This is a genomic window from Clostridium nigeriense (assembly GCF_900086595.1).
GTDB lineage: Bacteria > Bacillota > Clostridia > Clostridiales > Clostridiaceae > Clostridium > Clostridium nigeriense.
Window position 1 is genome coordinate 253,149 of sequence record NZ_LT575472.1, and the last position, 26,104, is coordinate 279,252.

Genomic DNA, 26,104 nt, shown 5'->3' on the forward strand with positions numbered 1-26,104 from the left:
TTGAAGAGTGAAATTTTAAATAAATATATTGAAAAGCTAGAAAGGAATAACTGTAAAATAACGAGTATAGTCAATGATCCAGTATATTTAAATGGAAAAGTTAAACCTAGTTGTTTTTTAGAATTCATATATGAAGGTTATATATATCTAACGATATTAGAAATTGACTTAAAGGGGCGTTTAAGTGCTTTTACAATAAATAATACCTATGAAGAATTATATAAGCATAGAAAGGATTTTAATGAGTTTAGGGATACATTCCCTATTTTAATAATAGTAGAAGAAAAGAAAAGTATTAGATATAATTCTAAAAATTTTGAAGTAATTTATACTGATTTAGAATTTTCAAACCTAGAGAAGTTTCTGTTTTAACTCTAGGTTTACATACCACTTTTAACACAAGCAAACTATTTATACAAAACACCAGAAAACACTTATACAAAACAAAAAAATAAAAGAGGTATGAATAAACTATAAGGAGAGAAAAAGAATGTATAAATTCCTAATGACTATGATTTTATTTGTTATGGTTAAAATATCTATTACTTATCTAGTTGCCAAATTGAAGAGCTGCAAGAAACAACCTATATCAGCAGAAGAAATTATTCAATTTAAAGGTATTACTAGAAAGCAATATGAAAAAATAGTAGCTCCTATTATGTGGGATAATGAAAGCTACTATGAACAATTAAAATTTAATTTACATGATAATATTAAATATAATAAAACTAACGAAAACACAAATATTAGTATTAAAAAAGCTAATATTACATCTATTGATGATTATCACAAACAAGTAGAAGAAGAATATAAGTCGCTTAAGGAATTATTTAGAGAAAAAATAAGTTGATTATATTCTTTTGTATAAATAGTTTGTAACTTAATTTATTTTTTAGTCAGAGTGAAGATTTTCTTTACTCTATTTTTTTATGTATTAGTATAAAAAATATATAAAAGAAAGAGTGATTAGTATTCATAAATTAATATTAACTATAAAATAAAAAATTATAAATATTAAAAGAAGATGAGGGTTTTTCTTGTCTTTTTTGATAGTTATTTATTTTAAGAAAACTTTATAATATATACAAAGGTATATATATAGATATAGAAGATAATAGTGATACTATATATTGTATATATAAAAACTTATATAGTTAGTTATAGAAAATAATACTAATTTTTATAAATTTAAAAGGCGAAAAGTTCTTTTCAAATACATTTAAATGGTATAGAATGGTATTAAATATACTATATAACATAAAAACTAAATAATATGATTATTTTGTATATTTTTTTATTTTATAGGAATACTTAAAGATAGGATTGAGAAGGTATGAGCAATGAGCTAAATAATATACTTGCTTATCATGGGACTAGTTATGATGGGGAAAAAGGTATTTTAAGAGAGAGAAAATTTAATCCTAGTGAAAATGATGATGAGTGGATAGGAAAAGGGATTTATTATTTTATTGGAGATAATGCAAAAGAAAATAGTTTAAAGTGGGCAAAAAATGTTAAAAGATTTAAATATTCTTCAATAGTAGAGGCAAGTATACATGTTGAATCAAGTAAGATATTAAATTTGGATGAATATATTTATCAACAAATGTTTCATGAATATAAAGAAGCTTTCTTAAATATACATTATAAAAATGGTATAAAGATAAATGAAAATGAAAAAAATAGCGTTAAAAAATTAGATTGTATGATTATAGATAATATAGCTAAAAAAGGAGACTTTGAAGCAATAACTCAAAGTAGATACATAGAATTAAGAAAGAGAAAAATGGATGTAAAGTTAATAGCATCTAATATTCCTAATTGTAGAATATTATGTGTTAAAAATTTAAACATTATTAATTCTGATTCAATAAAGTGTATTGGGAGGGAAAGAAATGATGATTAACAAAAATGATTTATTAAAAAGTTTAATTAGTGATTTAGAAACAATGAAAAAAGAAGATATGATTAGAAGTTTAGATGAGTATGGAGTGGAATTTGAGTTAGATAAATCAAAGGATATAAATATGATTAATATGGGAAGTATAGAGGATAATGCTATAAAGATGTTTTCGTTTAAGAAGACTTTTTCTAATGAAAGCAATTTGTATATAAATACTTTAAAGAGCAATGAATACGTTACTTTAATTAATGAAAAAGAATACAATAAATTTTATGGTGAGGTAGCTTAATGAGTGGACAAACATATGATTGTATTTTAGAATTGGGAAATGTCTATGTACAGGATATAACTTATAAAAGAAGTAATTCATATTCCCAAATTGATTCTGATCTAGAGTTTAAAATAGGAGCAGGAGTTGATGAGGGAGAAAGTAATAGTTATAGAGTTAATATAAATATAGAAATTTGCGATACTAATTCTAATGATTTTAATCTGGAATTCTCAACAGTTGGAATTTTTAAGGCAAAGGGAGAGTTTTTACAAAAAAATGCTATGGCAATATTATTTCCATATGTAAGAAGTTTTTTAACTACATTAACTGCACAAATAGGTGTAAAACCAATAATACTTCCACCGATTAATTTTAATGCATTATTGGATAAAGATAATTAATATAACTAATCAATATAGAAATATAGGTATATAATAGAATAAGCTATTTAATAATTACATAGTAATTAAAATGGTAGATTATAAAGTGAATCTTTGCCCTCTTTTTTGCCCCTTATAGGATAAAATAAGAGGGGCAAAAGTAACACTGATTAAAAAGTGAACTTACTTAAAGTAAGTACTTATAAATGGTTTAAAACATATTAAAATGCTATTAAACGAACCAGTTGGTCGGGGGTTCGAATCCTCTCCGCCGTACCAGAAAGTCTTGTAAATTTATAATTTACGAGATTTTTTTTATTATTAAAAAAAATTATATTAAATCATAAGAGATTAATAAATTTATATAACATGATTTTTTATTAGGATAAGTTTGATATATTTGGATAAATTAAAAATATATTTATTTATAATAAAGGAAAGATATTTTATGAATATAGATGTTTTAATAAACCAAATAGATGATCATAATGAGAGTAGTATAATAGCTACTAAAAAATTTAATCCAGAGAGTGTATTATTTATATATAAAGAAGATAATAAGGGATTATTAGATTCTTTAAAAAAGTATTATAATAATTTTTTGCCCAATATAAAATTTAAAAGTTTGTTGATAAAAAATGGAGATATATTAGCGTTAAGCAAGATAATAAATGAAAATAAAAATAAAAAAATTATAGTAAATTTAACGGGAGGAAGTAGAGTAAATTCATTGCAACTGTTAAATTTATGTATAGAAAATTCTATACAGTCTATATATGTAGATATAAAAAACAAGAACTTATACATGTTTGATAATGAAGTAAGAGTAATTGAAGAAGAATTTGAAGAGTTAAAGTTAGATAAACTCGTAAAAGCTAGTGGAGGAGAATTAATAAATGATTCAACTGATCTAGCTAATAATGAAGCTTTAGTTATATTAACTAAAGCTATTTATAAAAATTTAAGCACTTGGCATAAATATAAACAAAAATTATATGATCCTAATATTTTTTTACACGACTCACAAAACTCTAAGACTATAAGAATAAATTTGAAACTATTAAATAATGAAGAAGAAAAACTATTAGAGAAAATTCTTAATGAGTTAAAAAAAATAGGAGGAATAGAATATCATAATGAAGAAAATAAGGTTATAAAGGTTGAGTTTCAAAATGAATATCTAAAATCATTCATTTTTAAAAGTGGAACTTGGTTAGAAGTAGCAACTAACAATATAATTAATGAAATTAAGGAAATAGATGAAGTAAAAAGCGGTGTTATGTTTTTGTGGAATGATAATAGTAAAATAGTAAGAAACGAAGTTGATGTAATTGCTGTAAAAGACTCTATACCTATTTGTATTTCATGTAAGGATAGCGATAAATATAATGAAGATGCTTTAAATGAACTAGATGTTTATAGTAAACAAATAGGAGGAGAAAATGCTTATAAAATTTTAGTTGCCACAAAGGAGCCAATTAAATTAGCTGTTAAGGATAGAGCCAAGGAAATGGGAATAAGCCTTATAATATTTGATGGAAATGAAGAGAAATTTAAGAATAATATAAAATTAATACTTAATAAAGGTTAATTTTCAAAAAATGAAATTGTTTACTAGAAAATAAGTGTATAATTAAATTATCAGAAAATTAAAATATATTTATGGAGGTTTAGACTATGGAAAAGAAGCCTTTAAAGATTGTTACAATTGGTGGAGGATCAAGTTATACACCAGAACTAGTAGAAGGATTAATTAAAAGATATGATGAGATGCCTGTAAGTGATTATTGGCTAGTGGATATTGAAGAAGGAAAAGAAAAGCTTGAAATAGTTGGAGCTTTAGCTAAGAGAATGGTTGAAAAAGCTGGAGTTCCAATGAATATTCATTTAACTTTAGATAGAAGAGAAGCTTTAAAAGATGCTGATTTTGTTACTACACAATTAAGAGTTGGCCTATTAAAAGCAAGATGTAAAGATGAAAGAATTCCATTAAGTCATGGTTTTTTAGGACAAGAAACTAATGGAGCTGGAGGGTTATTTAAAGCATTAAGAACAGTTCCAGTAATATTAGATATAGCTAAGGATATTCAAGAGTTATGTCCTAATGCATGGTTAATTAACTTTACAAATCCAGCAGGAATAGTTACTGAAGCTTTACTAAGATACGGAGTTCATAAAAAGGTAGTTGGAGTATGTAATGTTCCAATTGGACTACAATATGCTTTTGCTGATGTATTAGGAGCAGATAGAGATAAAATTACTGTTGATTTTGCAGGATTAAACCATATGGTTTATGCAGAAAGAATATATAATGAAGGAAAAGATGTTACAGCTGAAGTTATAAGAAGATTAACAGCACCTGAAGCAAAGAGTCAAACAATGGCAAATATAAAAGACTTAGATTGGGATGTTGCTACCATAAGGGCATTCGGAGTAATTCCTTGTCCTTATCACAGATATTACTATAAGACTAGAGATATGCTTAAGGATGAGTTAGAAGAGTTTAAGAAGGGTAGAACTAGAGCTGAAGTAGTAATGGAAGTAGAAAAGAAATTATTTGAAATGTACAAAGATGTTGATTTGAAGGAAAAACCAGAGGAGCTATCAAAGCGTGGTGGAGCTCACTATTCAGATGTTGCTTGTAATGTAATTAATGGAATTTATAATGATAAAAATACTGTAATTGCTGTGAATACAAGAAATAATGGAACATTAAAGCAATTTGAAGATGATTCAGCAATTGAAGTAAGTTGTTATATAGGTAAGGATGGTCCAGTTCCAGTAGAAACAGTTTCTGATTTACCTATATTTGCACAAGGGTTAGTTAGTCAAATTAAATCATTTGAAAGATTAGCAGCTGAAGCAGCTTATACTGGAGATTATAATACTGCACTTTTAGCTATGGTAACTAATCCATTAGTAGCAGATGATATAAGAGGAAGAAAGTTATTAAATGAAATGTTAGTTGCCCATAAGGAATATTTACCTCAATTTAAAGATGTTATAGAAAAAATTGAAATGGTTGAAAGAGCAGAGTTTTAATTTAATAATTAAAAATATAAAGTATTATTTATGAGTTATAATACTAAGAAGAAGCGGTTATTTAATATCAGCTTCTTCTTTTTTTAGTGAACTTAACTATTATTTATATAAAAATAGATAAATTATAAATAAAATTAATATAAAAATAAAAAGTATTAATAAATTGAAAATAATAAATTAAATATATTAACTTATAAATAAATATTTTTAATTATTTTATTGACAAATAAATTGATGAGGAATAATATAATATTAACAGGAGGGATAAGGTATGTATAAAGTAATAACTTCTTGTCCAGTATGCAATAAAAATATGAAGGCAACTAGATTAAGGTGTTCTTCATGTAAAACTGTTATAGAAAATGAATTTGAATTTTCTAAGTTTGATTACTTATCTAAAGATCAACTTAAATTTATAGAAGTTTTTATTATGTGTAGAGGTAGTATCAAAGATGTTGAAAAAGAGCTTGGAATTTCTTATCCAACAGTTAGAGCAAAACTAGACGAGGTAATAAATGCTTTAGGGTATAAGAGTAACGCAAAATTAATAAAAACATCAACTAGTGATGTTATAGATGCATTAGAAAAAGGTGAGATATCAGCACAAGAGGCTATAGAGAAAATTAAGGAAAATTAGGAATATTTGGAGGTGAATATAATGAGAGAGGATTTATTAAAAGTATTAACTATGTTATCTGAAGAAAAGCTAAGTATAGAAAAAAGTGCAGATTTAATTGAGGCTATGTTTGCAAAAGAAGAAAAAAGTTTAGATATAGTAAAGAATTATGATAAAAGAATGCTTAAGGTAATTATAGATTCATCTAAAGGAGACAATGTAAGAGTTAATCTGCCGGTATCTGTTATAGGAGCAATATTAAAAGCAACTGGAAAATTACCAATTAAAAATGCAGAAATGGAAGGTATTGATTTTGAAGTGTTAAGCGAATCAATTATAACTGCTTTAGATAATGAAATGCTTGGAGAAATAGTTACAGTTGATTCTAGTAATGGTGATGTTGTTAGAGTTGTTATTGAGTAGGTAAAAAAATGAAAATAGTTATTAAGTCAGAGGAAAGAAATATTAAATTTTATATTCCTATGTTTGTTATAACTAGTGGAATAAGAATATCAAAATATATTAGTAAGTTTGTTGACTCAGATACTGATTTAGATAGTGCTATAAAATATATTGATTATTTAGATACAAAAGCTCTATTGTGTGCAGTAAGAGAGTTAAAAAAATTTAAGGGGCTTACTTTAGTAGAGATTACATCAAGTGATGGAACTTATGTGTTAATTAAAGTTTAAAATAGTGGAACTGTTTAAAACAGATCCACTATTTATTTTTATATAGGTTTCCGTATCTTGTATATATATATTCAATAAGATATGCTAAATCATACCTATGATTTTGTACATATTCATTGGAATCATTTCTAGGAGGAAGATAAATTATATAATCGCTTCTTTTTTTATAGTAAGGATTTTCCTTTTCTGTTATAACAACAACTGTTGCAGGACTATTATCGATCTTTTCCCAAAGTCTTTCGTGATAAATAGTAAATCTACCAGTTGGTGAAATTAATATTGCTAAAGAATTTTCGTCTAACTCACTAGCTAATCTTTCTTGCTCCTGTACATCATTAGCATTATAAATTATCTTGGATAGATTAGCTAATTTTCTTTGAAGATCTTGAGCCATTAATTGAGAAAATTGAGTTCCAAATATACAAACATTGTTACTACTATAAATTAGTTCTACTACCCTATCAATTACCTTTAAATCTACAAAGGATTTAAAGGTATCTATTTCATTAAGTATTTCTAAGGACATATTATTTAATAAGTCTTCTCTAGGTAAATCGTAAGAAATTGACCTAGGCTTCATTAAACCTTCATTATAGCTATCTATATTTTTCTTAATATTTTCTTTAAATTCGATAAAACTTGTATATCCAAGTTTATGGCAAAATCGTGTTATAGCAGCAGGAGAAGTATAGCAAAGTTCAGCTAGCCTATTAATAGACATATTAGGTATAATACGAACATTTCTAAGCATAGTAATTGCTATATTATAATTAATATCATTTTCCTTACTACTATTTAAAAATATTAAAAGTCTGTATATTAAATCCCCCATATAAATCTCCTTTAAAAATCCTTTTTACCTATTGTTTCTCCCATTAAAACCATAGTTTCAAATCCTAATTTTGTTTGGTTTAATATATCCTCATCAATTTTAACTGCATCCTTTTTTAGTACTAATATAGTTGTAGAACCACCAAACTTAAAGTATCCTTTTTCCTGCCCTTTAAAAACTTTTTCATTAGGCTTATAGCTTTGAATTATAGTTCCAACACATGTAGCCCCAACCTCAATATGAATTATATCTCCGAAATTATCAGATTTAAAAATACTCCACTCTCTTTTGTTTTGGCAATAAAGCTTTGGTATTCTTTCAAGAGCAACTGGATTTACAGAATAATAATTACCATTAATGAAGTGATTCTCTAAAGGTATTCCATCATCTACAAAGTGGAATCTATGATAATCAGTAGGACAAAGTCTTAAAACTAAACATACTCCACCTTCGTATTCTTCAGCTATTTTATCATCACCTATTAATTCAGATAAGCTATAGTGTATCCCCTTAACTTGAATTAATTTATCAGTAGATATATGTTCATATGCAAATAATCTACCATCTCCTGGAGAAACTAATAAACTTTTATCTTCAGAAATAGGCCTAGCTTCATTTTTTAGAGTTCTAATAAAAAAGTCATTAAAGCTTTTAAAATCCTCAATATTACTTGAACTAATATTCATATCAATATTAAAGTCTTTAATAAATTTAGGGATTTTTTTTGTGCTTAGTGAAGTATCGCAATATGCACCATAAAGCTTTGAAAATAGTTTTTTCTTTATAAGTAGCTCAGTGAAGTTCTTTCCAATAGGAGACTCATAGGACCACTTAATATAACCTTCTCCAGCAACCTTTTCTACTTCATATTTTTTAGTCTTTCTATTATATACCTGTATCATAAGTTACCTCGTTTTTATAAATTTTATAGTATTATCTTACCATAAAACATAAATAAAAAACCCCTAATTGCTAATTTTCCTTTACATATTTTCATTTATCAATGATAATAATGATGTATAAAAAGTATAGGGGGAATTTAGGATTGATAGAACATTTTGTTGAGTTTATTACTCCAATTGCTATACATAGTTTAGAACTAATGGGTATAATAATTATTATAATTGGAGCTATTAAGGCTTTTTATAAGTTTATATTAAATATACTTACAAAAAATAACTATCCTATTAAAGTAGAATTTGCTCAATCTTTAACTTTAGCATTAGAGTTTAAATTAGGAGCAGAAATACTAAAAACAGTTATAGTTAGATCTTTAGATGAAATGTATATTTTAGCAGCAATTATTATTCTAAGAGCTGTATTAGCCTTTGTAATACATTGGGAAATGAAAGCTGATACAAAAAATGGACATTAAGATAAAAAATTGGACAAGAGGTATTAATAAACAATACCTTTTTCTTTATAATTTGAATTAAAAGATAGTAATTATTTAAAAAATGGTGTAAAATATAATCGTTAATATTATAACAATGGAAGTGAACTCATTACATCAAATATAGGGGGAAATTTTAATGAAGAATATAACTATTAATGGAAATAATATTATAGTAAATAATGAAAGCAATTTAATTAAAGTAGCAAAAGATAATGGAATAGATATACCAGCCCTATGTTTCTTAGAGGATTGCGGAAGTGTTGGACAGTGTGGAGTTTGTTTAGTTGAAATAGAAGGGCAAGAGGATTTAGTTAAGGCCTGCTGTTTAATTCCAGAGGATGGAATGGTCATTAATACTAATACTGAAAGGGTTCAAGAAGCTGTTAAAGAAAGAGTTGCAGCTTTATTAGATAAACATGAATTTAAGTGTGGACCTTGTAAGAGAAGAGAGAACTGTGAGTTCTTAAAGTTAGTAATTAAGACTAGAGCTAAAGCAACTAAGCCATTTGTTGTTGCTGATAAATCAGATTATGTTGATGATAGAAGTAAATCAATTGTTATAGATAGAACTAAATGTGTTACTTGTGGTAGATGTGTTGCAGCTTGTAAGACTAAAACTGGAACAGAATCTATAAAATTTATTGAAGTTAATGGTGAAAATATAATTGGTCCTGATAATTTAAAATGTTTTGATGACACTAATTGTTTATTATGCGGACAATGTGTTGCTGCATGCCCTGTTGATGCATTATCAGAAAAATCTCATATGGATAGAGTTAAAGAAGCATTAGCAGATGAAGAAAAGCATGTTATTGTGGCTATGGCTCCATCTGTAAGAACTGCTATGGGAGAATTATTTAAAATGGGATATGGGGTAGATGTAACTGGAAAGACATATACTGCTTTAAGGCAATTAGGGTTTGATAAGATTTTTGATATAAATTTTGGTGCAGATATGACTATAATGGAAGAAGCAACAGAGTTAGTTGAAAGAATTAAAACTGGTGGACCATTCCCGATGTTTACATCTTGTTGTCCAGCATGGGTAAGACAAGTAGAAAATTACTATCCAAATCTTTTAGGAAATTTATCAACTGCTAAATCTCCTCAACAAATATTTGGAGCAGCAAGTAAAACTTATTACCCAACAATTGAAGATATAGATCCTAAAAATGTATTTACAGTAACTATAATGCCTTGTACTGCTAAAAAGTACGAAGCTGATAGACCTGAAATGGAAAATAACGGATTAAGAAATATAGATGCAGTTATAACTACTAGAGAGTTAGCAAAAATGATTAAGGATGCAAAAATTGACTTTGCTAAGCTTGAAGATAGTGAAGCTGATCCAGCAATGGGAGAATATACTGGAGCAGGAGCTATATTTGGAGCGACTGGTGGAGTTATGGAAGCTGCCTTAAGAACAGCAAAAGATTTTGTTGAAGGAAAAGACTTAGAGAATATAGAATATGAACAAGTAAGAGGACTTGCAGGAATTAAGGAAGCTACAGTAGAAATTGGTGGAGAAAATTATAATGTAGCTGTAATTAATGGAGCATCAAGCTTATTTGAATTTATAAATAGTGGAAAAATGGATGAAAAACAATATCACCTTATTGAAGTAATGGCTTGTCCAGGAGGATGCGTAAATGGTGGTGGTCAACCACATGTGAATGCTTCAGATAGATTAAGCATGGATATTAGAAGCGTAAGAGCGTCAGTTTTATATAATCAAGATAAGAACTTAAAGAAAAGAAAATCTCATGAAAATGGAGCATTAAATAAGATGTACGATACTTATATGGGTGAACCAGGACATGGAAAAGCACATGAATTACTTCATATGAGTTATAAGAAATAAAGAGTGATATAGCACAATTAAAAATGAATAATGGATAATTAAGGGACTGTTTAAAACAGTCCCTTAATTATTTATATGACTAAAATATATTATTACAAAAAATACTAGTACATAAATTTGATATAAATAATAAAGGACTATTTTATAAAAATTCTAAGATATGTAAATATAATTTAATATAATGACGTAAAATATCGAAAAATAGCTTAAAACACATACAAATAGAATAATTGATAGAATAAAAAATAGGTATATAATATAAAATAATGGGAAATTTTAATATAAAATGGATGGTGTATTATGGATATTACAATTGTTATAAGTATTTTATTTTCTTTTCTATGTATAATTTTAGGATTTACATTAGAAGGGGGAGCACTAGGGGCATTATTACAACATACTGCAGCTATTATAGTAATCGGGGGTACTATTGGTGCTGTAGGAATTTCAACTCAAGCAAAGGTATTAAAGAGGTTTCCTAAAGTTTTTGCAGTTGCATTTAAGAAGCGTAAAAGTAACATTATGGATTCAATAATATTCTTTAAAAATACAGCAATTAAAACAAGAAAAGATGGATTACTTAGTATGGAATCAGATTTAAATAATACAGAAATAGACCCTTTCATTAGAAAGGGATTACAAATGATAGTTGATGGATTTAGTCCAGAAATAATAAAAAGCTCTTTAGAAACTAGGTTAGAGCAAATTTCTGAAAGGCATCATCAAGGTATAGCAATATTTGAAGCAGCAGGTGGTTATGCGCCTACTATGGGTATTATAGGTACAGTTATGGGACTAGTCCAAGTTCTAGGAAGTTTAGATGATCCTGATGAATTAGGACCTAAGATAGCAGTTGCCTTTATAGCAACTCTTTATGGTATAGCAACAGCTAACTTAATTTGGCTACCAGTAGCTAATAAACTAAAAGCTTTAAATGATGAAGAGATTATAGAAAAGGAAATGTACATAGAAGCTTTATTACTTATACAAGAAGGCGCTAGTCCAAATTCTATAGTTAGTAAGCTTGAAGGGTATTTAACAGAAAGTGAAGTAGAAAAGTTAAATCTAGGTGGAGAAGTTTAATATGAAGAAGAAAAAAGAAAAAGCAGAAAATAGTGAAAGATGGCTTCTTACATACTCTGACCTTATAACTCTACTAATGGTATTCTTTGTTGTTTTGTATTCAGCGTCCAATATAAATCAAAAGAAATATGAAAAGCTAGCAAATTCAATGTCCTCTGCATTTACTGGTGGAACAGGTATTGGAGAGTCAGGGGTAGGACAAGGTTTAGAAAACTCTAGTGATGAGGGAGAGTTAAAACCCTTAGTTCAAAGTGAGGAAGAAAAACTTCAAGGAATTGAAGGACAAGTTGATGAGATGATTAATAATCTAGGATTAGAGGATAGTGTATCTACAACAATAGAAGAAAGAGGTTTAGTAATAAGTTTTAATGATAGTATATTTTTTGATAGTGCAAAGGCAGATATAAAGGAAAATATGAAAGCTAAGTTAGTAGCATTGTCAGGAATATTAAATAAAATAGATAACTATGTAAGAGTTGAGGGGCATACAGATAATTTGCCAATAAGTAATGAGCTTTATAGTTCTAACTGGCAACTATCATCTACTAGAGCATCAAATGTTGTAGAGTTTTTAATAGAGCATGGAAGCATATCACCAAACAGATTATCAGCTGTTGGATATGGAGAATATAGACCTGTTTCAGATAATAATACTGAGGAAGGTAGAGCAAAAAACAGAAGAGTAGATATACTTATATTAAATAATAAGTATGATAATATAGAAAATAGTAATTAGTATTTCAAACATAACAAAGTGGCTGTTTATAACAGCCACTTTTATAATTTAATAGTAATAACATAGTCCTCATAAATTATTACTTTATATAAGTACAGTTATCATGGATAAAAAAGTAAATGTGATGTTGTAAATATATATAAAATTTGAATTTTATATATTGAAAAAATTTTTTACTACTAATGTGGTATAATCTTTAAGAAGTATTTATAGGGAGAGTGTAATTTAATGAAGTATTTAGCTTGTGATTTGGACGGAACTTTATTAAAGGAAGATCATAGTATCAGTAAGGAAAATATAGATGCTATAATAAAATTTAAGGAAGCAGGAAACAAGTTTATTATATCAACTGGAAGAAACGTAGATTCTATTTATGATGTATTTAAAGATTATCCTGAAATAGAATATGATTATATAGTAGCTTGTAATGGCTCTATAGTATTAGATAAAAATAAAGAAGTAATAATGAATGAATATATTGAAAGTGATATAGCAGAGGGCGTTTTCAATGATTTTATAGATGAGAAGGATGTTTGTATTCATTTTGAAGCAGATGGTCAACATTATCTTGTTGAATCAAAGGGGATAGAATGTACAAGCTCACATTCAAAAGAGATAGATGAGATGGTATTATATTTTAAAGATAGAATTTCAGTAGAGGATTTACTTTCTGAAAAAAGAAGATATTCATTTATAAGTGTGTTTTCAACTCAGAAGGATATAGAATTAGCTGAGAAAGCAAAGGATTTATTAATTGAAAAATATGGACAAGGTCTAGAGGCTTTTAGAAATCAATATTTTGTTGATATAGCGCCTAAAAACTGCTCTAAGGGAAATGGTTTAAGAAAATTACTTGAAATAAATAATGTAGGAACAGATAGTTTATACGCTATAGGAGATTCCTATAATGATGTATCAATGTTTGAATTAACTAAAAATAGTTACACTTTTCATCATGTTGAAGAAAATCTTAAGAATATAGCTAACAATCATGTTTCTAGTGTTAAAGAGTGTATTGAAAGTATAATAAAATAATAATTAATAGAATCATTGACAAAGATAATATAATATTATAAAATCTTATAAACTAAAAAGAATAAGTAAAAATATCGCCGGATATTTTATTTAATTACAAGCATTAGAGATTTATACCATTAGGCCTTGGGGTATAAACTATCTAGTGCTTTTATTTGTTAATGGAGGTAATATAATGATTAAAAATAATATTTTAAAAGACTTTGCTAAATATGTATCTTTAAATGTAATTAGTATGATAGGAATGTCATTTTATATACTTGCAGATACATTTTTTATAGCAAATGGAGTAGGGAGTGTTGGATTAACAGCTCTTAATTTAGTTCTTCCACTATGGAGCTTAATGAGTGGAATAGGTTTAATGATAGGTATTGGAGCTGCAATTAGTTATGCTATAAAAAGAGGAAATAATAATGAAAATGGAGCAAATAGAGTATTTACTCATGCAATAAAAATAGGATTAATTTTAGGTATTATTACAACTGTAATAGGATTATTATTTTCACATGATATAGTAAGAGTTTTAGGGGCTGATGAAATAATAGCACCATTAGCAGGAGATTATTTAAGGACTTTATTATCTTTTTCTACTGTATTTATTATAAACAATATAATGACAGCATTCATTAGAAATGATAATGCTCCTAATTTAGCTATGATTGCAATGATTTTAGGAACTTTAAGCAATGTAGTTTTAGATTATATATTTATATATCCTTTTAAGCTTGGAATGTTTGGCGCGGCATTAGCAACAGGAACTACTCCTATATTAAGCTTAATCATTTTATCATTTCATTTTATTAGAAAGAAAAATAACTTTAAGATTATTAAATGCAAAATTAATTTACAAGATATAAAAAGAATAATTTCTTTAGGAATTCCATCATTTATTACGGAAGTTTCTTCAGGAATAATTATATTATTATTTAATTTTACTATTTTAAGTATTTCAAATAATACAGGGGTAGCTGCCTATGGAATAATAGCAAACCTAGCATTAATAGTAGTTTCTATTTTCACTGGAATAGCACAAGGAATTCAGCCTATTATAAGTAAGAACTATGGAAAAGGAAATAGAGATAATATTAAAACTATATTTAATTATGGATTAATTACATCAGTAGTATTAGGTGTAGGATGTTATCTTATTGGATTTAAGTTTTCCGAGGAAATAGTCAATTTATTTAATAATGAAGGTGATATAGTATTATTGTCTATGGCAGTAGAAGGTGTTAAAATTTATTTTATAGCTTTTATAATAATGGGATTGAATATAGTAACAACATCATTCTTTGCATCAATTAATGAAGCAAAGGAATCTTTTATAATATCTATTATGAGAGGATTAATTGTAGTTGTACCATTAATATTAATATTACCTAACATTCTTGGAATGATGGGGGTTTGGCTTACAATTCCTTTAGCAGAATTTATTACTTTAATAATTAGTTTTATATTTTATTTAAGATATAGAAAAAGGAGATAAAAATAATGATTCAGTCAATTGTAAATATTTCATTAGTAGTAAGGGACTATGATGAAGCAATAGAGTTTTATACAAAGAAACTTAATTTTGAATTAATAGAAGATACTTACCAACCAGAACAAGATAAAAGATGGGTAGTAGTATCACCACCAGGATCGGGTGGAACTGCAATATTACTGGCAAGAGCATCTAAGGAAGAACAAAAATCTTTTATAGGGAATCAAACTGGGGGAAGAGTTTTTCTTTTTTTAGGAACAGATGATTTTTGGCGTGATTATAATGAAATGAAGTCTAAGGGGATAGAGTTTGCGAGAGAACCTAAAGAACAGGAATACGGAACTGTGGCTGTATTTAGAGATTTATATGGGAATCTATGGGATTTAATTGAATTTAAAGAGAACCATCCAATGTTTAAAAGAGTTAAATAAAAACTTGAGGTGAATTTTTATGGAGAAATATAGCATAGAAGAATTGGAAAAAGCCCTAGGCGTAGTGTCTTCAACTATTATTAACTGTGAAAAAATACAGCATAAATTTGCAAGTGGAACCTCTCAACACTCATTACTTAGAAATAGATTAAAGGCACTATATATTTCACAATCCTTGATAAAGGGAGAAAATATTATAGATAAATATACAAAAGAAGAATTAGTAAATGCATTAGCACCTATATTATCAATTATAAGTAAATGTGAAAAAGGTCAAAAGAAATTTGAACAAGGAACTAGTCATTACACTCGTTTTAAAAATATAATAGATGCAATGTATATTTCAAGGGAATTAATAACAGATGAAATAAGTAAATAATTTAATCTTGAAATTTTTATTATGCAACTGAATCTAAATTAATATATTTTAACACCCATTCATTATTTTGGATAGATAGCTTAATAGTATAAAATTTAGCTGATATTGGGCTCTTATAAATAATAGCTTTAATGACAAGGTTATTGTCATAAGAATTATAATCTATACAATCTAACATAAAAAGTTCACCATTTATCTTAATATTCCCAAAGTTATCAGCTAATCCAATTTCCTTTAGATTAAAAAGAGAAGAGTTAATAATGGTTTTATCATATTTATTAAAATGATTTATCATTTTTTGTCTATCTTCATATGAAGTATCTGAGAAAAAATGAGACTCCATATCTAAGATAATATAATCTATTTTTAAATTATCAGATTGGCTATACATAGAATCATAAGCTAATATATAGGCATCGATAATTTTAGGCGGAGTAGTTTTAATATTGTTATTAAAGTTGATGGTGGTAATTATTAAAATAGATGTAGTAAAAATTGATAGTAAAGATTTCATTTATAGCGCTCCTTATAAATAGTATTTATAATATTTTAATCTAAAAATAAATAAATATACCTGTATGTAATATAATGGAAAGGGGGTATAATTGTATAAAAGGTATTAATAAGGAGTTAAATAATGAAGAAAAATATAATAACATGGCCTAGAATAATATTCTTAATTATTATAATATGGGGATTATTACATATTACTCCTCATAGTGCTTTAAGGACGAGATTAGTTTTAGAAGGACATCCAAAGTTAGCATTTACTACAGAAATAAAGGAAATAGAATCAGGTTTGACAACAAAAAGAGTAAAATTCTATATGTTTTATCCTCAACCAAAGGATAGAGAGACAGGAAATTCTAAATTAGCATATAAGGTTACGAGATTGGGTATTTTCTATATAGTAACTTATCATGGAGGTGGCTAACATAATTAATATTTAAGTATCATATATATCTTTTAGAGTTTTTTGTAGATAAATATGGTCATATAGAACTTTATACAAGTGCGGAAGTTGAAAATACAATAGCAATTAAATTATATGAAAAAAGCGGTTTTGAAAAGAGAAATATATTTGAATATGAGTTTTCTGGAGTAAAGTATAAAGAAATTAGGATGATAAATAATTTATAAAATAAGGGACTGTTTGAAACAGTCCCTTATTTTATATAAATTTTTATTTAGTTTTACCTGAGAACTCTAAGTATTCATCGTAACTCATAGCTCTATCTACTATTGAGCCATCTTCTTTAATATCTATTATTCTGTTTGCGATAGTTTGTATAAACTGATGGTCATGTGAAGCAAATAAGATAACGCTCTTATAATCTCTTAGACCATTATTCACAGCTGTTATAGATTCAAGATCTAAGTGATTGGTAGGTTGATCTAGCATTAATACATTAGCATTTGTAAGCATCATTCTAGATAACATACATCTAACCTTTTCTCCTCCAGATAATACACTAGCTTTCTTTAAAGCTTCTTCACCTGAGAATAACATTCTTCCTAAGAATCCTCTTAAATAAGATTCAGATTGTTCTTCTACAGTGTTGCCTGAGTATTGTCTAAGCCAATCAACTAAGCTTAAGTCACAGTTTTCAAAGAATTCAGTGTTATCCTTAGGGAAGTAAGATTTAGTTATAGTGATTCCCCACTTAAACTCTCCACTATCTGGTTCCATTTCACCATTTATTATTTTAAATAAAGTTGTAATAGCAATATCATTATCACCAATTAAAGCGATTTTATCATCCTTGCTAACTCTAAAGCTAACATTATCTAAAACTTTAACTCCATCAATAGTTTTAGTTAAACCTTCAACTATAAGAATGTCATTACCAACTTCTCTTTCAGGTTTAAATCCAACGAAAGGATATCTTCTACTTGAAGGTTGGATATCATCTAAAGTAATTTTATCTAATAATTTCTTACGAGAAGTTGCTTGCTTAGATTTAGAAGCATTTGCACTAAATCTTGCAATAAATTCTTGTAATTCTTTAATTTTTTCTTCTTTCTTCTTGTTTTGATCCTTAGCCATTTGAAGAGCTAATTGGCTTGATTCATACCAGAAGTCGTAGTTACCAACATATAACTTAATTTTTCCAAAGTCAACATCAGCCATTACAGTACAAACTGTATTTAAGAAGTGTCTATCGTGAGATACAACTATTACAGTTCCTTCAAATCTAAGAAGGAAATCTTCTAACCAGTTTATAGCTTTTATATCTAGACCATTTGTAGGCTCATCTAGAATTAGAATTCCTGGATTACCAAATAGAGCTTGTGCTAAAAGAACCTTAACTTTATCAGCTTCTATTAGTTCTGACATTCTCTTATAATGCATGTCAGTTCCGATACCTAACCCCTGAAGTAATGCAGATGCATCTGATTCAGCTTCCCAACCATTCATATCTGCAAATTCGCCTTCAAGTTCAGAAGCTCTTATACCATCTTCATCAGAGAAGTCAGGCTTAGCATATAAAGCATCCTTTTCTTCCATTATTTCATATAATCTTTTATTACCCATAATTACTGTTTGTAAAACTTCGTATTCGTCATATGCATAGTGGTCTTGTTTTAAAACAGACATTCTTGTATTTGGAGCAATAGAAACATCTCCTGTGTTTGGTTCAATTTCTCCGGATAATATTTTTAAAAATGTACTTTTACCAGCACCGTTAGCCCCAATAACACCATAACAGTTACCAGAAGTAAATTTTATATTTACATCTTCAAATAGCTTACGGCCACCAAATCTTAAACTTACATTTGATACAGTTATCACTAAAAACATACCTCATTTCTAAAATTATTCATTTCGTTATTATATCATAAAGTAGACATAATTTCATTGAAAGATAAAATAATATTTAGAAAATTTAATGGAAACAAAGTAAATTATTTATTTTTCCATGTTTTTTAGGATTTGACATTTAAAAAGGTAGATGTTAATATTTATTCAAATGTAGTATTAGGAGTATAGAAATGGCAGAATTAATTAACTTAAGTAATAAAAAAGTTAATAAAAGTTATTATTATAGCTATTATAGATAAACTTGTATTTATAATAAATTTATTATAGGTACAAGCTTTCAGCAAAATTAAGGTTTGTATCTATGATGGTTATGATTATTAGCAATGCCAAAAACAGTTAAGCTAATTAACCACGTAGAATAACTATGTGGTATTTTTTATTTAGTATATAGCCACATAGGAAAGCCTATGTGGTTTTATTATTTTATATATACATATGAAGGAGAGTAGGTTATGAAGAAAAGAGAAAACTTTGCAAGTAGTGCAGGATTCATTATATCTTGCATAGGAGCAGCAGTAGGATTGGGGAATATATGGATGTTCCCTTACAGGTTAGGACAAAATGGAGGTGCAGTATTCTTAATTCCATACTTTATATTTGTTTTGGCTTTAGGATATATAGGTCTTATTACAGAGTTTACTTTTGGTAGAACCTTTGAGGCTGGATCATTAACGGGAATAAAAAATTCTTTTAAAAGAAAGAAACTTAAAGGTGGCTTATTAGTAGGTGCTATACCAGCAATAGGGTTAGCAGGAGTTTTTATGTTTTATAACGTAGTAGTAGGATGGATAATAAAGTACTTTACTATAAGTGTAACTGGAGAAATGAAGAATATAGATGTTAATTCTTACTTTAATAATTTTTCTGGAAGTAATGAAACAATAATATGGAATGCAATAGCAATATTTGTAGCCTTAATAATTGTTGTTATAGGGATAAATAAGGGAATAGAAAAAGCTAATAAGATAATAATGCCAATATTATTTATAATTTTTATATTATTAGCAATAAGATCCTTAAGTTTACCAGGATCAATAGATGGAGTTAAATACTTGTTAACTCCAAAATGGGAATACCTATTTAAGGTAAATACTTGGGTAATGGCTCTTGGACAAGCATTTTTTACTGTTTCCTTAAATGGGTGTGGTATGGTTGTTTATGGTAGCTATATAGGAAAGGATATGGATATACCTAAGGCAGCTGTGAGCACAGCTATTTTTGATGTTATATCAGCTTTACTAGCAGCTTTTGTAATAATGCCAGCAGTATTTGCTTTTGGACTAGATCCAATGTCAGGTCCGCCATTATTATTTATTACTTTACCAACTATATTTAAATCAATGCCAGCAGGTGGATTAATAGCAATACTATTTTTCTTAAGCGTAATTTTTGCAGCTATAAGTTCATCAATTAACATGCTTGAAGGACCAGTAGAGGCCCTAATGTCTCAAAGTAAATTAAGCAGAAAAAAGGCAACTATATTAATTGCTGTAGGTTTATTTGTTTTATCTATACCACTAAATTTAAATATGAATTTATTTAATAGTTTTTCTGACTTTATTACAATAGTTGTATCGCCTTTAGGAGCATTAATAGTTCTTGTTGTATTTTACTTTATGAGAGATAAGAATGAAATTTTAAATGAAATCAATATGGGAGCAAAAAAGAAAGTAGGAAATAAATTTATAATAGCTGCAAAATATGGATTTACAATAGTAACTGTCCTAGTTATTATTTTAGGAATTATTTATGGTGGAATATAAAATTTATTGATAAATGAGATGATGTTTTTAGCATCATCTTTTTTTATAAAAAATATTTGGAACATATTGACAAGATGGATTAAAAGATATATAGTTAATTACATAAGTAATGAACCAAATAACAGAAGGGACATATATTATAGTATAAGTCAGGAGGAGGTAGCTATGAACTTAGATTTTTCAAGTGAAATTCCAATATATATTCAAATAGCTCAATCAATAGAAGATGGTATTTTAAATGGAATTTTTAAAGAAGATGAATCAATACCATCTACTACAGAAATATCGGTTAAATTTAAAATTAATCCAGCAACTGTGGCAAAAGGATTTAATTTATTAGTAGATGAAGGAATTATTTATAAGAGAAGGGGTGTTGGAATGTTTGTTTCAAGTGGGAGTAAAAAAGTATTAGTACAAAAGAGGAAGGATAGCTTTTATTCTAATTATATTGTTTCTTTAATTGAAGAAGCAAGAAAGCTTAATATTTCTACTGATGATATTATAGAAATGATTAAAAGGGGGGCGTAGGTAATGGCCGTAATAAAAATATCTAATTTATCTAAGGACTATGGTAAATGTAGAGTATTAGATAATGTTACGTTAACTATCGAAGAAAATAAGATATATGGATTACTAGGAAGGAACGGGGCTGGAAAAACAACTCTTCTAAATCTTATTACTAATAGAATATTTCCAACTGAAGGTAATATTACAATAGATGGAGAAAGTGTAGTAGAGAACAATAAGGCAATAAGTAAAGTGTATTTTATGACTGAGCAAGATTTATACCCAGAGGGAATGAAAATTAAAAGCTTATATAAATGGACAAAAGAGTTTTACGAGGATTTTGACATTGATTATGCTTTAATTTTAAGTGAAAAATTTGGACTTAATATAAATAAAAAATTTAAAGAACTTTCTACGGGTTATTCATCTATATTTAAAATAATAGTTACACTAGCATCGGGAGCTGAAGTATTACTTTTTGATGAGCCAGTATTAGGATTAGATGCAAATCATAGAGATTTATTTTATAAAGAGTTAGTTGCTAATTATATAGATAAGCCTAAAACCATAATTTTATCAACTCATATAATAGAGGAAGTTTCAGAAATTTTAGAAAAGGTTGTAATAATTAAAGATGGAAAGGTATTAGGTGATAAGGAAGTTGAAAGATTACTGGGCGAAGCGTATATAGTATCTGGAGCTTCAGAAAATGTTGAAAGGTATATAGAAAATAAGAAATGCATTAATGTAGAGGCTATAGCAGGATTCAAATCAGCAACAATTATTGGAAAATTAAATGAAGTAAATAAAGAAGAATTAAATAAATTATCTTTAAAAACCTCTAATGTTGAACTACAAAAGCTGTTTATTCATTTAACTGGAAGGGAGGAAGTTAAGTAATGAGGCTAAAATCTATAGTAAAATATAATCTTAGTAGTATTAAAAGTGGATTAGCAATTTATTATGCAATTTTTATTACTGTATGCATAAGTTTGGTATTGCTTGCGAAAAACAGTGATGGAAGTATATCTTCTTCTGGTTTAGAAATGTCATCAGTAATATTTATATTTGTTGCTGGGTTAAATTTCTTTAAGGAAAATTTCTATTTTATGAAAAGTAATAATGTTACAAGAAAAGAATTTTTATATGGAACAGCGGCATCTATGATACCAATTGTCTCAATTATGTCTGTTATAGACATAGTAATTAATCGTATTTATAATATTTTTATAGTTTCACCAACTAATTATGATATGATTTATACTAGTTTAAGAGGTGAAAAGTGGTTTCTAAATACTAATTGGGTTCAAAGTAATAGTATAGAAACTTTATTTAACACATTTATATTTCAAATTGCTGTTTATTTAGTATTTTTCTCATTAGGGTTTTTAGTGACAATAATCTATTATAAATGTAATAGCTTAATGAAGGTAGTTGTATCAGTATTACCTGTAGTATTAATTATGATATTAAATATAATTGGAGTGGCTTATCCAAGTTTAATTAATAAAATAAATATTATTATTAATACTATGTTTGGGTGGGATAGTCAAAATTCCTACATGGCTGTATTAACATGTGTTGTTTTATATATCATTTTAATTGTTATATCAAGACTATTAACTAGAAAGGCTATAATAAAGCAAGTATAATTTAAATAAGGCTGTATTAGATAGAATTAATTCTACCTAATACAGCCTTTAAATATCTATATTACATATGTGAATACACAAATAAAGTGACATAAGCTTCCTAGGATAATAAATATGTGAAATATTTCATGGAAGCCAAACTTACCAAGTTGAAGCTTTTTAGGCTTAATACCATAAATAACTCCTCCTACAGTATAAAGGACTCCTCCTAAAACTAACAAAGCTAAGCTAATAGGACTTAAAGCTTGTGATAAGGGTTTAAGCATAAAGATAGCAGCCCAGCCAAGTCCGATATAAAGAGCTGTTTGAAGCCATCTTGGACAATTAAACCAAAGCATTCTAAATAATATTCCAGCTATTGCAATAGAAGCTATAGTTGCAAAGAATACAGTTCCCTTAGATCCTCCAAGAGCAATTAAACAAAATGGCGCATATGAGCCTGCTATTAATATAAAGATCATAGAATGATCTAATTTTCTAAGTCTAAAAATTATTTTATCACTAGTTATTACTCCATGATAAGTTGCTGAAACAGTATATAGTAGTATTAAGCTAATACCGAATATTACTACGGAAGTAATTGATACAGCAGATGGATTTGTTATTATAACTTTTGTTAACATTGCAATTAAAGCAAAAAGTGAAAGAATAGCGCCAACTAAATGAGTTAGACTATTTATAGGTTCTCTAAAGTATTTTTCCAAAATAAACACCCCTTTACATATAGTTTTAAAAACTATGTATTGTTATTTATATATTAAATAAATAAAAAATTAAAGTCAAAGTCTAAAAAAGCTTAAATTTTTAGAAAAAATAATATATTTAATTATATTTCTTGAAATATCTAATAATTACTAGTATATTTAAATACAGATATATTAATAAGTAGTTTATAAAACTACATGGAGGAAGCTATGGATAAAAATGAATTAATAGAAAAATTTAAAGAATTGAATTTACAAAATCAATTAAAATTAGAAGAAATACCAGAATTGGATTTATATATGGATCAAGTTACGCAATTGTTTGATAGTAAGTTTAATGATTCAAAAAGAAATGAAGAAGATAAGGCATTAACAAAAACAATGGTAAATAACTATGCTAAGGGAAAATTATTAATGTCTATAAAAAATAAGAAGTATAGTAAAGAGCATTTAATATTAATGAGCCTTATTTATAATTTAAAAGGTGGTTTATCAATTGGAGATATAAAAAGCTCATTAAATAAGATAGTTAAAACTTTTGAAGATGGAGAAGAGTATCCAATTAGAGACTTATATAGTTTATATTTAAATCAATATAATGAAGATTTAGATGATGTAAAAAAGACTATAGAGAAAAAGTTTAACAATATAGAAAATGTGGTGTTAAATGAAAAAATTGAAGGTGATGAGGAATTTCAAAAGAATTTCTTATTACTTAGCTCTTTTATTAATATGAGCAATATGTATAGGAGAATGGGAGAAAAGCTAATAGACGAGTATTTTAATAAGCTATAAAGAGGTATTTATATGAAGAATTCTATAAATTTAAAAAATGAACTTCAAAAAATAGATGGAAAGGGATATAAGTCTTATAAAGATTTGCAAGGTCAATATGATTTTAATGATTATGTTTTAAGTATTGATCATGTCCAAGGAGATCCATTTGCTTCTCCATCAAGATTAAGAGTTATTATAAATAAAGATAAGGCTAAATTTCCAGAAGAACTAATAGATAAAGGTTATAAAAAAGTTGCAGTTTGTGATTTTTTAACTAGATTGTTTTACTTTAATATAAATAAATTTAGTGAGAAAATATTTGGCTCAGGAAAGAGTGGGTTAATATCTATAAGTAGATGCCCACAAGAAATATTAGAAAGAACATCAGTTGTAATAAATAAGTATAATATAGAAGCTAGGTTTTATGTTGGATTTCCAGCTAAGGGGAGGTCTGTATTAGCAAAGGAACTAGAAAAGATACTATATAATGTTATACCAAACATAGTTTTAAATACCTTAGTTTACAATAATATTAATAGTTCTAAATTAATAAATAGAGTTAAATTAGTTGAAGATCAAGAATATATAAGAAATGAACTTAAAAATAAAGGCTTAATTGCTTTCGTAGCGAATGATTCAATATTACCAAGAGAAAGTGGAGTTTCAGAAAAGCCATTAAAAGATGCTATGCCATTTAAGTCACCTAAATCCTTAGAAGTAGAAATTAATCTACCTAACAAAGGATTAATTAAAGGAATGGGAATTAAAAAAGGAATTACTTTAATAGTTGGTGGAGGATATCATGGTAAATCAACACTTTTAAATGCTTTAGAGCTTGGAATATATAATCACATTGAAGGTGATGGAAGAGAATTTGTTATTATAGATAATACAGCGGTTAAAGTAAGGGCAGAGGATGGAAGAAGTATTAAAAATACTGATATATCATTATTTATAGATAATCTTCCAAATGGAAAAGATACAATAAGATTTACTACAGAAAATGCTAGTGGAAGTACATCACAAGCAGCTAATATAGTAGAAGCAATTGAATCAAAATCAGAAGTTTTACTTATAGATGAAGATACTTCAGCAACTAATTTTATGATTAGAGATGATTTAATGCAAAGACTAGTTTCTAAAGAAAAGGAACCAATAACTCCATTCATTGAAATAGTTAATCCTTTATACAAACAAAAGAATATTTCAACAATATTAGTTATAGGGAGCTCAGGAGATTATTTTGATGTAGCTGATTGTGTTATTCAAATGGATAATTATGAAGCAAAAGATGTTACAAAGGAAGCAAAATCTCTTATGAGAGGAGAAATAAATAAAAGAATTGAAGAAAAAGATATTAATATAAGCTTAAATTTTAATAGAAAGCTTCAAAAAGGAACTATAGAAAGTACTTATAAGGGTGTAAAAATAAAAACTATGGGTTTAAGCAACATAAGTATTAATAATGAAAATATTGACTTAAGAGCTGTAGAACAAATAGTAGATAATGAGCAATTAAATGCCATTGGATCAATTATGAAATGGATAGAAGATAATCTAATGATTAAAAATCTATCTTTAGAGGAAGCTGTAAATGAAGCTTATAAAGAAATAAAGAAAAAAGGATTGATTTCTATAGATAGCACAAAAGGTGGCTATGGTAGTATGTCATTTCCTAGGATTCAAGAGGTTATGGCAACTTATAATAGATATAGAAGGTTAAAAATCAAATAAGTA

The 26,104-nt window shown here is 27.1% G+C and carries 30 protein-coding genes; 25 read left to right on the forward strand and 5 right to left on the reverse strand.

The window, feature by feature from the left end; all coding sequences use genetic code 11:
- The 10 genes from BN6774_RS01500 to BN6774_RS01545 all read left to right on the forward strand — a co-directional run bounded on the left by BN6774_RS01500 (nucleotide 1) and on the right by BN6774_RS01545 (nucleotide 6,904).
- Nucleotides 1–372 carry a hypothetical protein gene (locus BN6774_RS01500; protein WP_159426805.1) on the forward strand — a complete coding sequence of 124 codons (372 nt, stop codon included), beginning with the start codon at nucleotides 1–3 and terminating at the stop codon, nucleotides 370–372.
- A 118-nt stretch (nucleotides 373–490) separates the two neighbouring features.
- On the forward strand, nucleotides 491–850 hold the full coding sequence (locus tag BN6774_RS01505; protein WP_066889391.1) for a hypothetical protein: 360 nt from the start codon (nucleotides 491–493) through the stop codon (nucleotides 848–850).
- A 483-nt stretch (nucleotides 851–1,333) separates the two neighbouring features.
- Nucleotides 1,334–1,906 carry a hypothetical protein gene (locus BN6774_RS01510; protein ID WP_066889393.1) on the forward strand — a complete coding sequence of 191 codons (573 nt, stop codon included), beginning with the start codon at nucleotides 1,334–1,336 and terminating at the stop codon, nucleotides 1,904–1,906.
- Nucleotides 1,896–2,192 (forward strand): hypothetical protein, encoded by a 297-nt coding sequence (locus tag BN6774_RS01515; protein WP_066889395.1) that lies wholly within the window; start codon nucleotides 1,896–1,898, stop codon nucleotides 2,190–2,192. The genes BN6774_RS01510 and BN6774_RS01515 overlap by 11 nt, the downstream gene beginning before the upstream one ends.
- A complete protein-coding gene (locus tag BN6774_RS01520) occupies nucleotides 2,192–2,575 on the forward strand; it encodes a protein-export chaperone SecB (protein WP_066889397.1) in 384 nt (127 codons plus the stop codon). Before BN6774_RS01515 ends, BN6774_RS01520 begins: the two co-directional genes overlap by 1 nt.
- A 427-nt stretch (nucleotides 2,576–3,002) precedes the next feature.
- Complete coding sequence (locus BN6774_RS01525; protein WP_066896370.1) at nucleotides 3,003–4,145, forward strand: Card1-like endonuclease domain-containing protein; 1,143 nt, start codon at nucleotides 3,003–3,005, stop codon at nucleotides 4,143–4,145.
- A gap of 86 nt (nucleotides 4,146–4,231) precedes the next feature.
- On the forward strand, nucleotides 4,232–5,596 hold the full coding sequence (locus BN6774_RS01530) for a 6-phospho-beta-glucosidase (protein ID WP_066889400.1): 1,365 nt from the start codon (nucleotides 4,232–4,234) through the stop codon (nucleotides 5,594–5,596).
- Nucleotides 5,597–5,867: 271 nt separating this feature from the next.
- Nucleotides 5,868–6,233 (forward strand): DUF2089 domain-containing protein, encoded by a 366-nt coding sequence (locus tag BN6774_RS01535; RefSeq protein ID WP_066889402.1) that lies wholly within the window; start codon nucleotides 5,868–5,870, stop codon nucleotides 6,231–6,233.
- A gap of 21 nt (nucleotides 6,234–6,254) precedes the next feature.
- Nucleotides 6,255–6,635: a hypothetical protein gene (locus BN6774_RS01540; RefSeq protein ID WP_066889404.1), complete on the forward strand. Its 381-nt coding sequence runs from the start codon at nucleotides 6,255–6,257 to the stop codon at nucleotides 6,633–6,635.
- An 8-nt stretch (nucleotides 6,636–6,643) separates the two neighbouring features.
- A complete protein-coding gene (locus BN6774_RS01545) occupies nucleotides 6,644–6,904 on the forward strand; it encodes a hypothetical protein (RefSeq protein WP_066889406.1) in 261 nt (86 codons plus the stop codon).
- A gap of 28 nt (nucleotides 6,905–6,932) precedes the next feature.
- On the opposite strand, the gene BN6774_RS01550 is transcribed toward BN6774_RS01545, so the two are convergent.
- Nucleotides 6,933–7,736 (reverse strand): MurR/RpiR family transcriptional regulator, encoded by an 804-nt coding sequence (locus BN6774_RS01550; RefSeq protein ID WP_066889408.1) that lies wholly within the window; start codon nucleotides 7,734–7,736, stop codon nucleotides 6,933–6,935.
- A gap of 11 nt (nucleotides 7,737–7,747) precedes the next feature.
- Nucleotides 7,748–8,638: a phosphatidylserine decarboxylase gene (locus BN6774_RS01555; RefSeq protein WP_066889410.1), complete on the reverse strand. Its 891-nt coding sequence runs from the start codon at nucleotides 8,636–8,638 to the stop codon at nucleotides 7,748–7,750.
- A gap of 143 nt (nucleotides 8,639–8,781) precedes the next feature.
- On the opposite strand from BN6774_RS01555, the gene BN6774_RS01560 reads away from it, so the two are divergent.
- The 8 genes from BN6774_RS01560 to BN6774_RS01595 all read left to right on the forward strand — a co-directional run bounded on the left by BN6774_RS01560 (nucleotide 8,782) and on the right by BN6774_RS01595 (nucleotide 16,140).
- Nucleotides 8,782–9,111, forward strand: coding sequence for a DUF1622 domain-containing protein (locus tag BN6774_RS01560; RefSeq protein WP_066889412.1), 330 nt, complete (start codon nucleotides 8,782–8,784; stop codon nucleotides 9,109–9,111).
- Between the two features lie 157 nt (nucleotides 9,112–9,268).
- Complete coding sequence (locus BN6774_RS01565) at nucleotides 9,269–10,993, forward strand: ferredoxin hydrogenase (RefSeq protein WP_066889414.1); 1,725 nt, start codon at nucleotides 9,269–9,271, stop codon at nucleotides 10,991–10,993.
- Between the two features lie 300 nt (nucleotides 10,994–11,293).
- Nucleotides 11,294–12,076 (forward strand): flagellar motor protein, encoded by a 783-nt coding sequence (locus tag BN6774_RS01570; RefSeq protein ID WP_066889416.1) that lies wholly within the window; start codon nucleotides 11,294–11,296, stop codon nucleotides 12,074–12,076.
- A 1-nt stretch (nucleotide 12,077) separates the two neighbouring features.
- The gene (locus tag BN6774_RS01575) at nucleotides 12,078–12,812 is read left to right on the forward strand and encodes a flagellar motor protein MotB (RefSeq protein WP_066889418.1); all 735 of its coding nucleotides are present in this window, start codon (nucleotides 12,078–12,080) and stop codon (nucleotides 12,810–12,812) included.
- Nucleotides 12,813–13,040: 228 nt separating this feature from the next.
- On the forward strand, nucleotides 13,041–13,847 hold the full coding sequence (locus tag BN6774_RS01580; protein ID WP_066889420.1) for a Cof-type HAD-IIB family hydrolase: 807 nt from the start codon (nucleotides 13,041–13,043) through the stop codon (nucleotides 13,845–13,847).
- Between the two features lie 175 nt (nucleotides 13,848–14,022).
- On the forward strand, nucleotides 14,023–15,333 hold the full coding sequence (locus tag BN6774_RS01585) for an MATE family efflux transporter (protein WP_066889422.1): 1,311 nt from the start codon (nucleotides 14,023–14,025) through the stop codon (nucleotides 15,331–15,333).
- A 5-nt stretch (nucleotides 15,334–15,338) separates the two neighbouring features.
- The gene (locus BN6774_RS01590) at nucleotides 15,339–15,761 is read left to right on the forward strand and encodes a VOC family protein (RefSeq protein WP_066889424.1); all 423 of its coding nucleotides are present in this window, start codon (nucleotides 15,339–15,341) and stop codon (nucleotides 15,759–15,761) included.
- A 19-nt stretch (nucleotides 15,762–15,780) separates the two neighbouring features.
- On the forward strand, nucleotides 15,781–16,140 hold the full coding sequence (locus BN6774_RS01595) for a hypothetical protein (RefSeq protein WP_066889426.1): 360 nt from the start codon (nucleotides 15,781–15,783) through the stop codon (nucleotides 16,138–16,140).
- A gap of 19 nt (nucleotides 16,141–16,159) precedes the next feature.
- On the opposite strand, the gene BN6774_RS01600 is transcribed toward BN6774_RS01595, so the two are convergent.
- On the reverse strand, nucleotides 16,160–16,654 hold the full coding sequence (locus BN6774_RS01600) for a hypothetical protein (protein ID WP_066889428.1): 495 nt from the start codon (nucleotides 16,652–16,654) through the stop codon (nucleotides 16,160–16,162).
- A 123-nt stretch (nucleotides 16,655–16,777) separates the two neighbouring features.
- On the opposite strand from BN6774_RS01600, the gene BN6774_RS01605 reads away from it, so the two are divergent.
- Complete coding sequence (locus BN6774_RS01605; RefSeq protein ID WP_066889430.1) at nucleotides 16,778–17,074, forward strand: hypothetical protein; 297 nt, start codon at nucleotides 16,778–16,780, stop codon at nucleotides 17,072–17,074.
- Between the two features lie 249 nt (nucleotides 17,075–17,323).
- Here the strand turns inward: BN6774_RS01605 and BN6774_RS01610 are convergent, their stop codons facing one another.
- Complete coding sequence (locus BN6774_RS01610) at nucleotides 17,324–18,934, reverse strand: ABC-F family ATP-binding cassette domain-containing protein (protein ID WP_066889432.1); 1,611 nt, start codon at nucleotides 18,932–18,934, stop codon at nucleotides 17,324–17,326.
- Between the two features lie 482 nt (nucleotides 18,935–19,416).
- Here BN6774_RS01610 and BN6774_RS01615 point away from each other — a divergent pair, with 482 nt between their 5' ends.
- The 4 genes from BN6774_RS01615 (at nucleotide 19,417) to BN6774_RS01630 (ending at nucleotide 22,886) form a co-directional block, all read left to right on the forward strand.
- Nucleotides 19,417–20,727 (forward strand): sodium-dependent transporter, encoded by a 1,311-nt coding sequence (locus tag BN6774_RS01615; protein WP_066889434.1) that lies wholly within the window; start codon nucleotides 19,417–19,419, stop codon nucleotides 20,725–20,727.
- A gap of 165 nt (nucleotides 20,728–20,892) precedes the next feature.
- Nucleotides 20,893–21,255 carry a GntR family transcriptional regulator gene (locus BN6774_RS01620; protein ID WP_066889436.1) on the forward strand — a complete coding sequence of 121 codons (363 nt, stop codon included), beginning with the start codon at nucleotides 20,893–20,895 and terminating at the stop codon, nucleotides 21,253–21,255.
- Nucleotides 21,256–21,258: 3 nt separating this feature from the next.
- Nucleotides 21,259–22,134 carry an ATP-binding cassette domain-containing protein gene (locus BN6774_RS01625; RefSeq protein WP_066889438.1) on the forward strand — a complete coding sequence of 292 codons (876 nt, stop codon included), beginning with the start codon at nucleotides 21,259–21,261 and terminating at the stop codon, nucleotides 22,132–22,134.
- On the forward strand, nucleotides 22,134–22,886 hold the full coding sequence (locus BN6774_RS01630; protein WP_066889440.1) for a hypothetical protein: 753 nt from the start codon (nucleotides 22,134–22,136) through the stop codon (nucleotides 22,884–22,886). The genes BN6774_RS01625 and BN6774_RS01630 overlap by 1 nt, the downstream gene beginning before the upstream one ends.
- Before the next feature lie 56 nt (nucleotides 22,887–22,942).
- Here BN6774_RS01630 and trhA read toward each other — a convergent pair whose 3' ends face one another.
- Nucleotides 22,943–23,590, reverse strand: coding sequence for a PAQR family membrane homeostasis protein TrhA (gene trhA, locus BN6774_RS01635; RefSeq protein ID WP_066889442.1), 648 nt, complete (start codon nucleotides 23,588–23,590; stop codon nucleotides 22,943–22,945).
- 210 nt (nucleotides 23,591–23,800) lie between these two features.
- On the opposite strand from trhA, the gene BN6774_RS01640 reads away from it, so the two are divergent.
- Nucleotides 23,801–24,385, forward strand: coding sequence for a DUF1836 domain-containing protein (locus BN6774_RS01640; RefSeq protein WP_066889444.1), 585 nt, complete (start codon nucleotides 23,801–23,803; stop codon nucleotides 24,383–24,385).
- Nucleotides 24,386–24,397: 12 nt separating this feature from the next.
- On the forward strand, nucleotides 24,398–26,101 hold the full coding sequence (locus tag BN6774_RS01645) for an ABC-ATPase domain-containing protein (protein ID WP_066889446.1): 1,704 nt from the start codon (nucleotides 24,398–24,400) through the stop codon (nucleotides 26,099–26,101).
- Nucleotides 26,102–26,104: the final 3 nt, after the last annotated feature.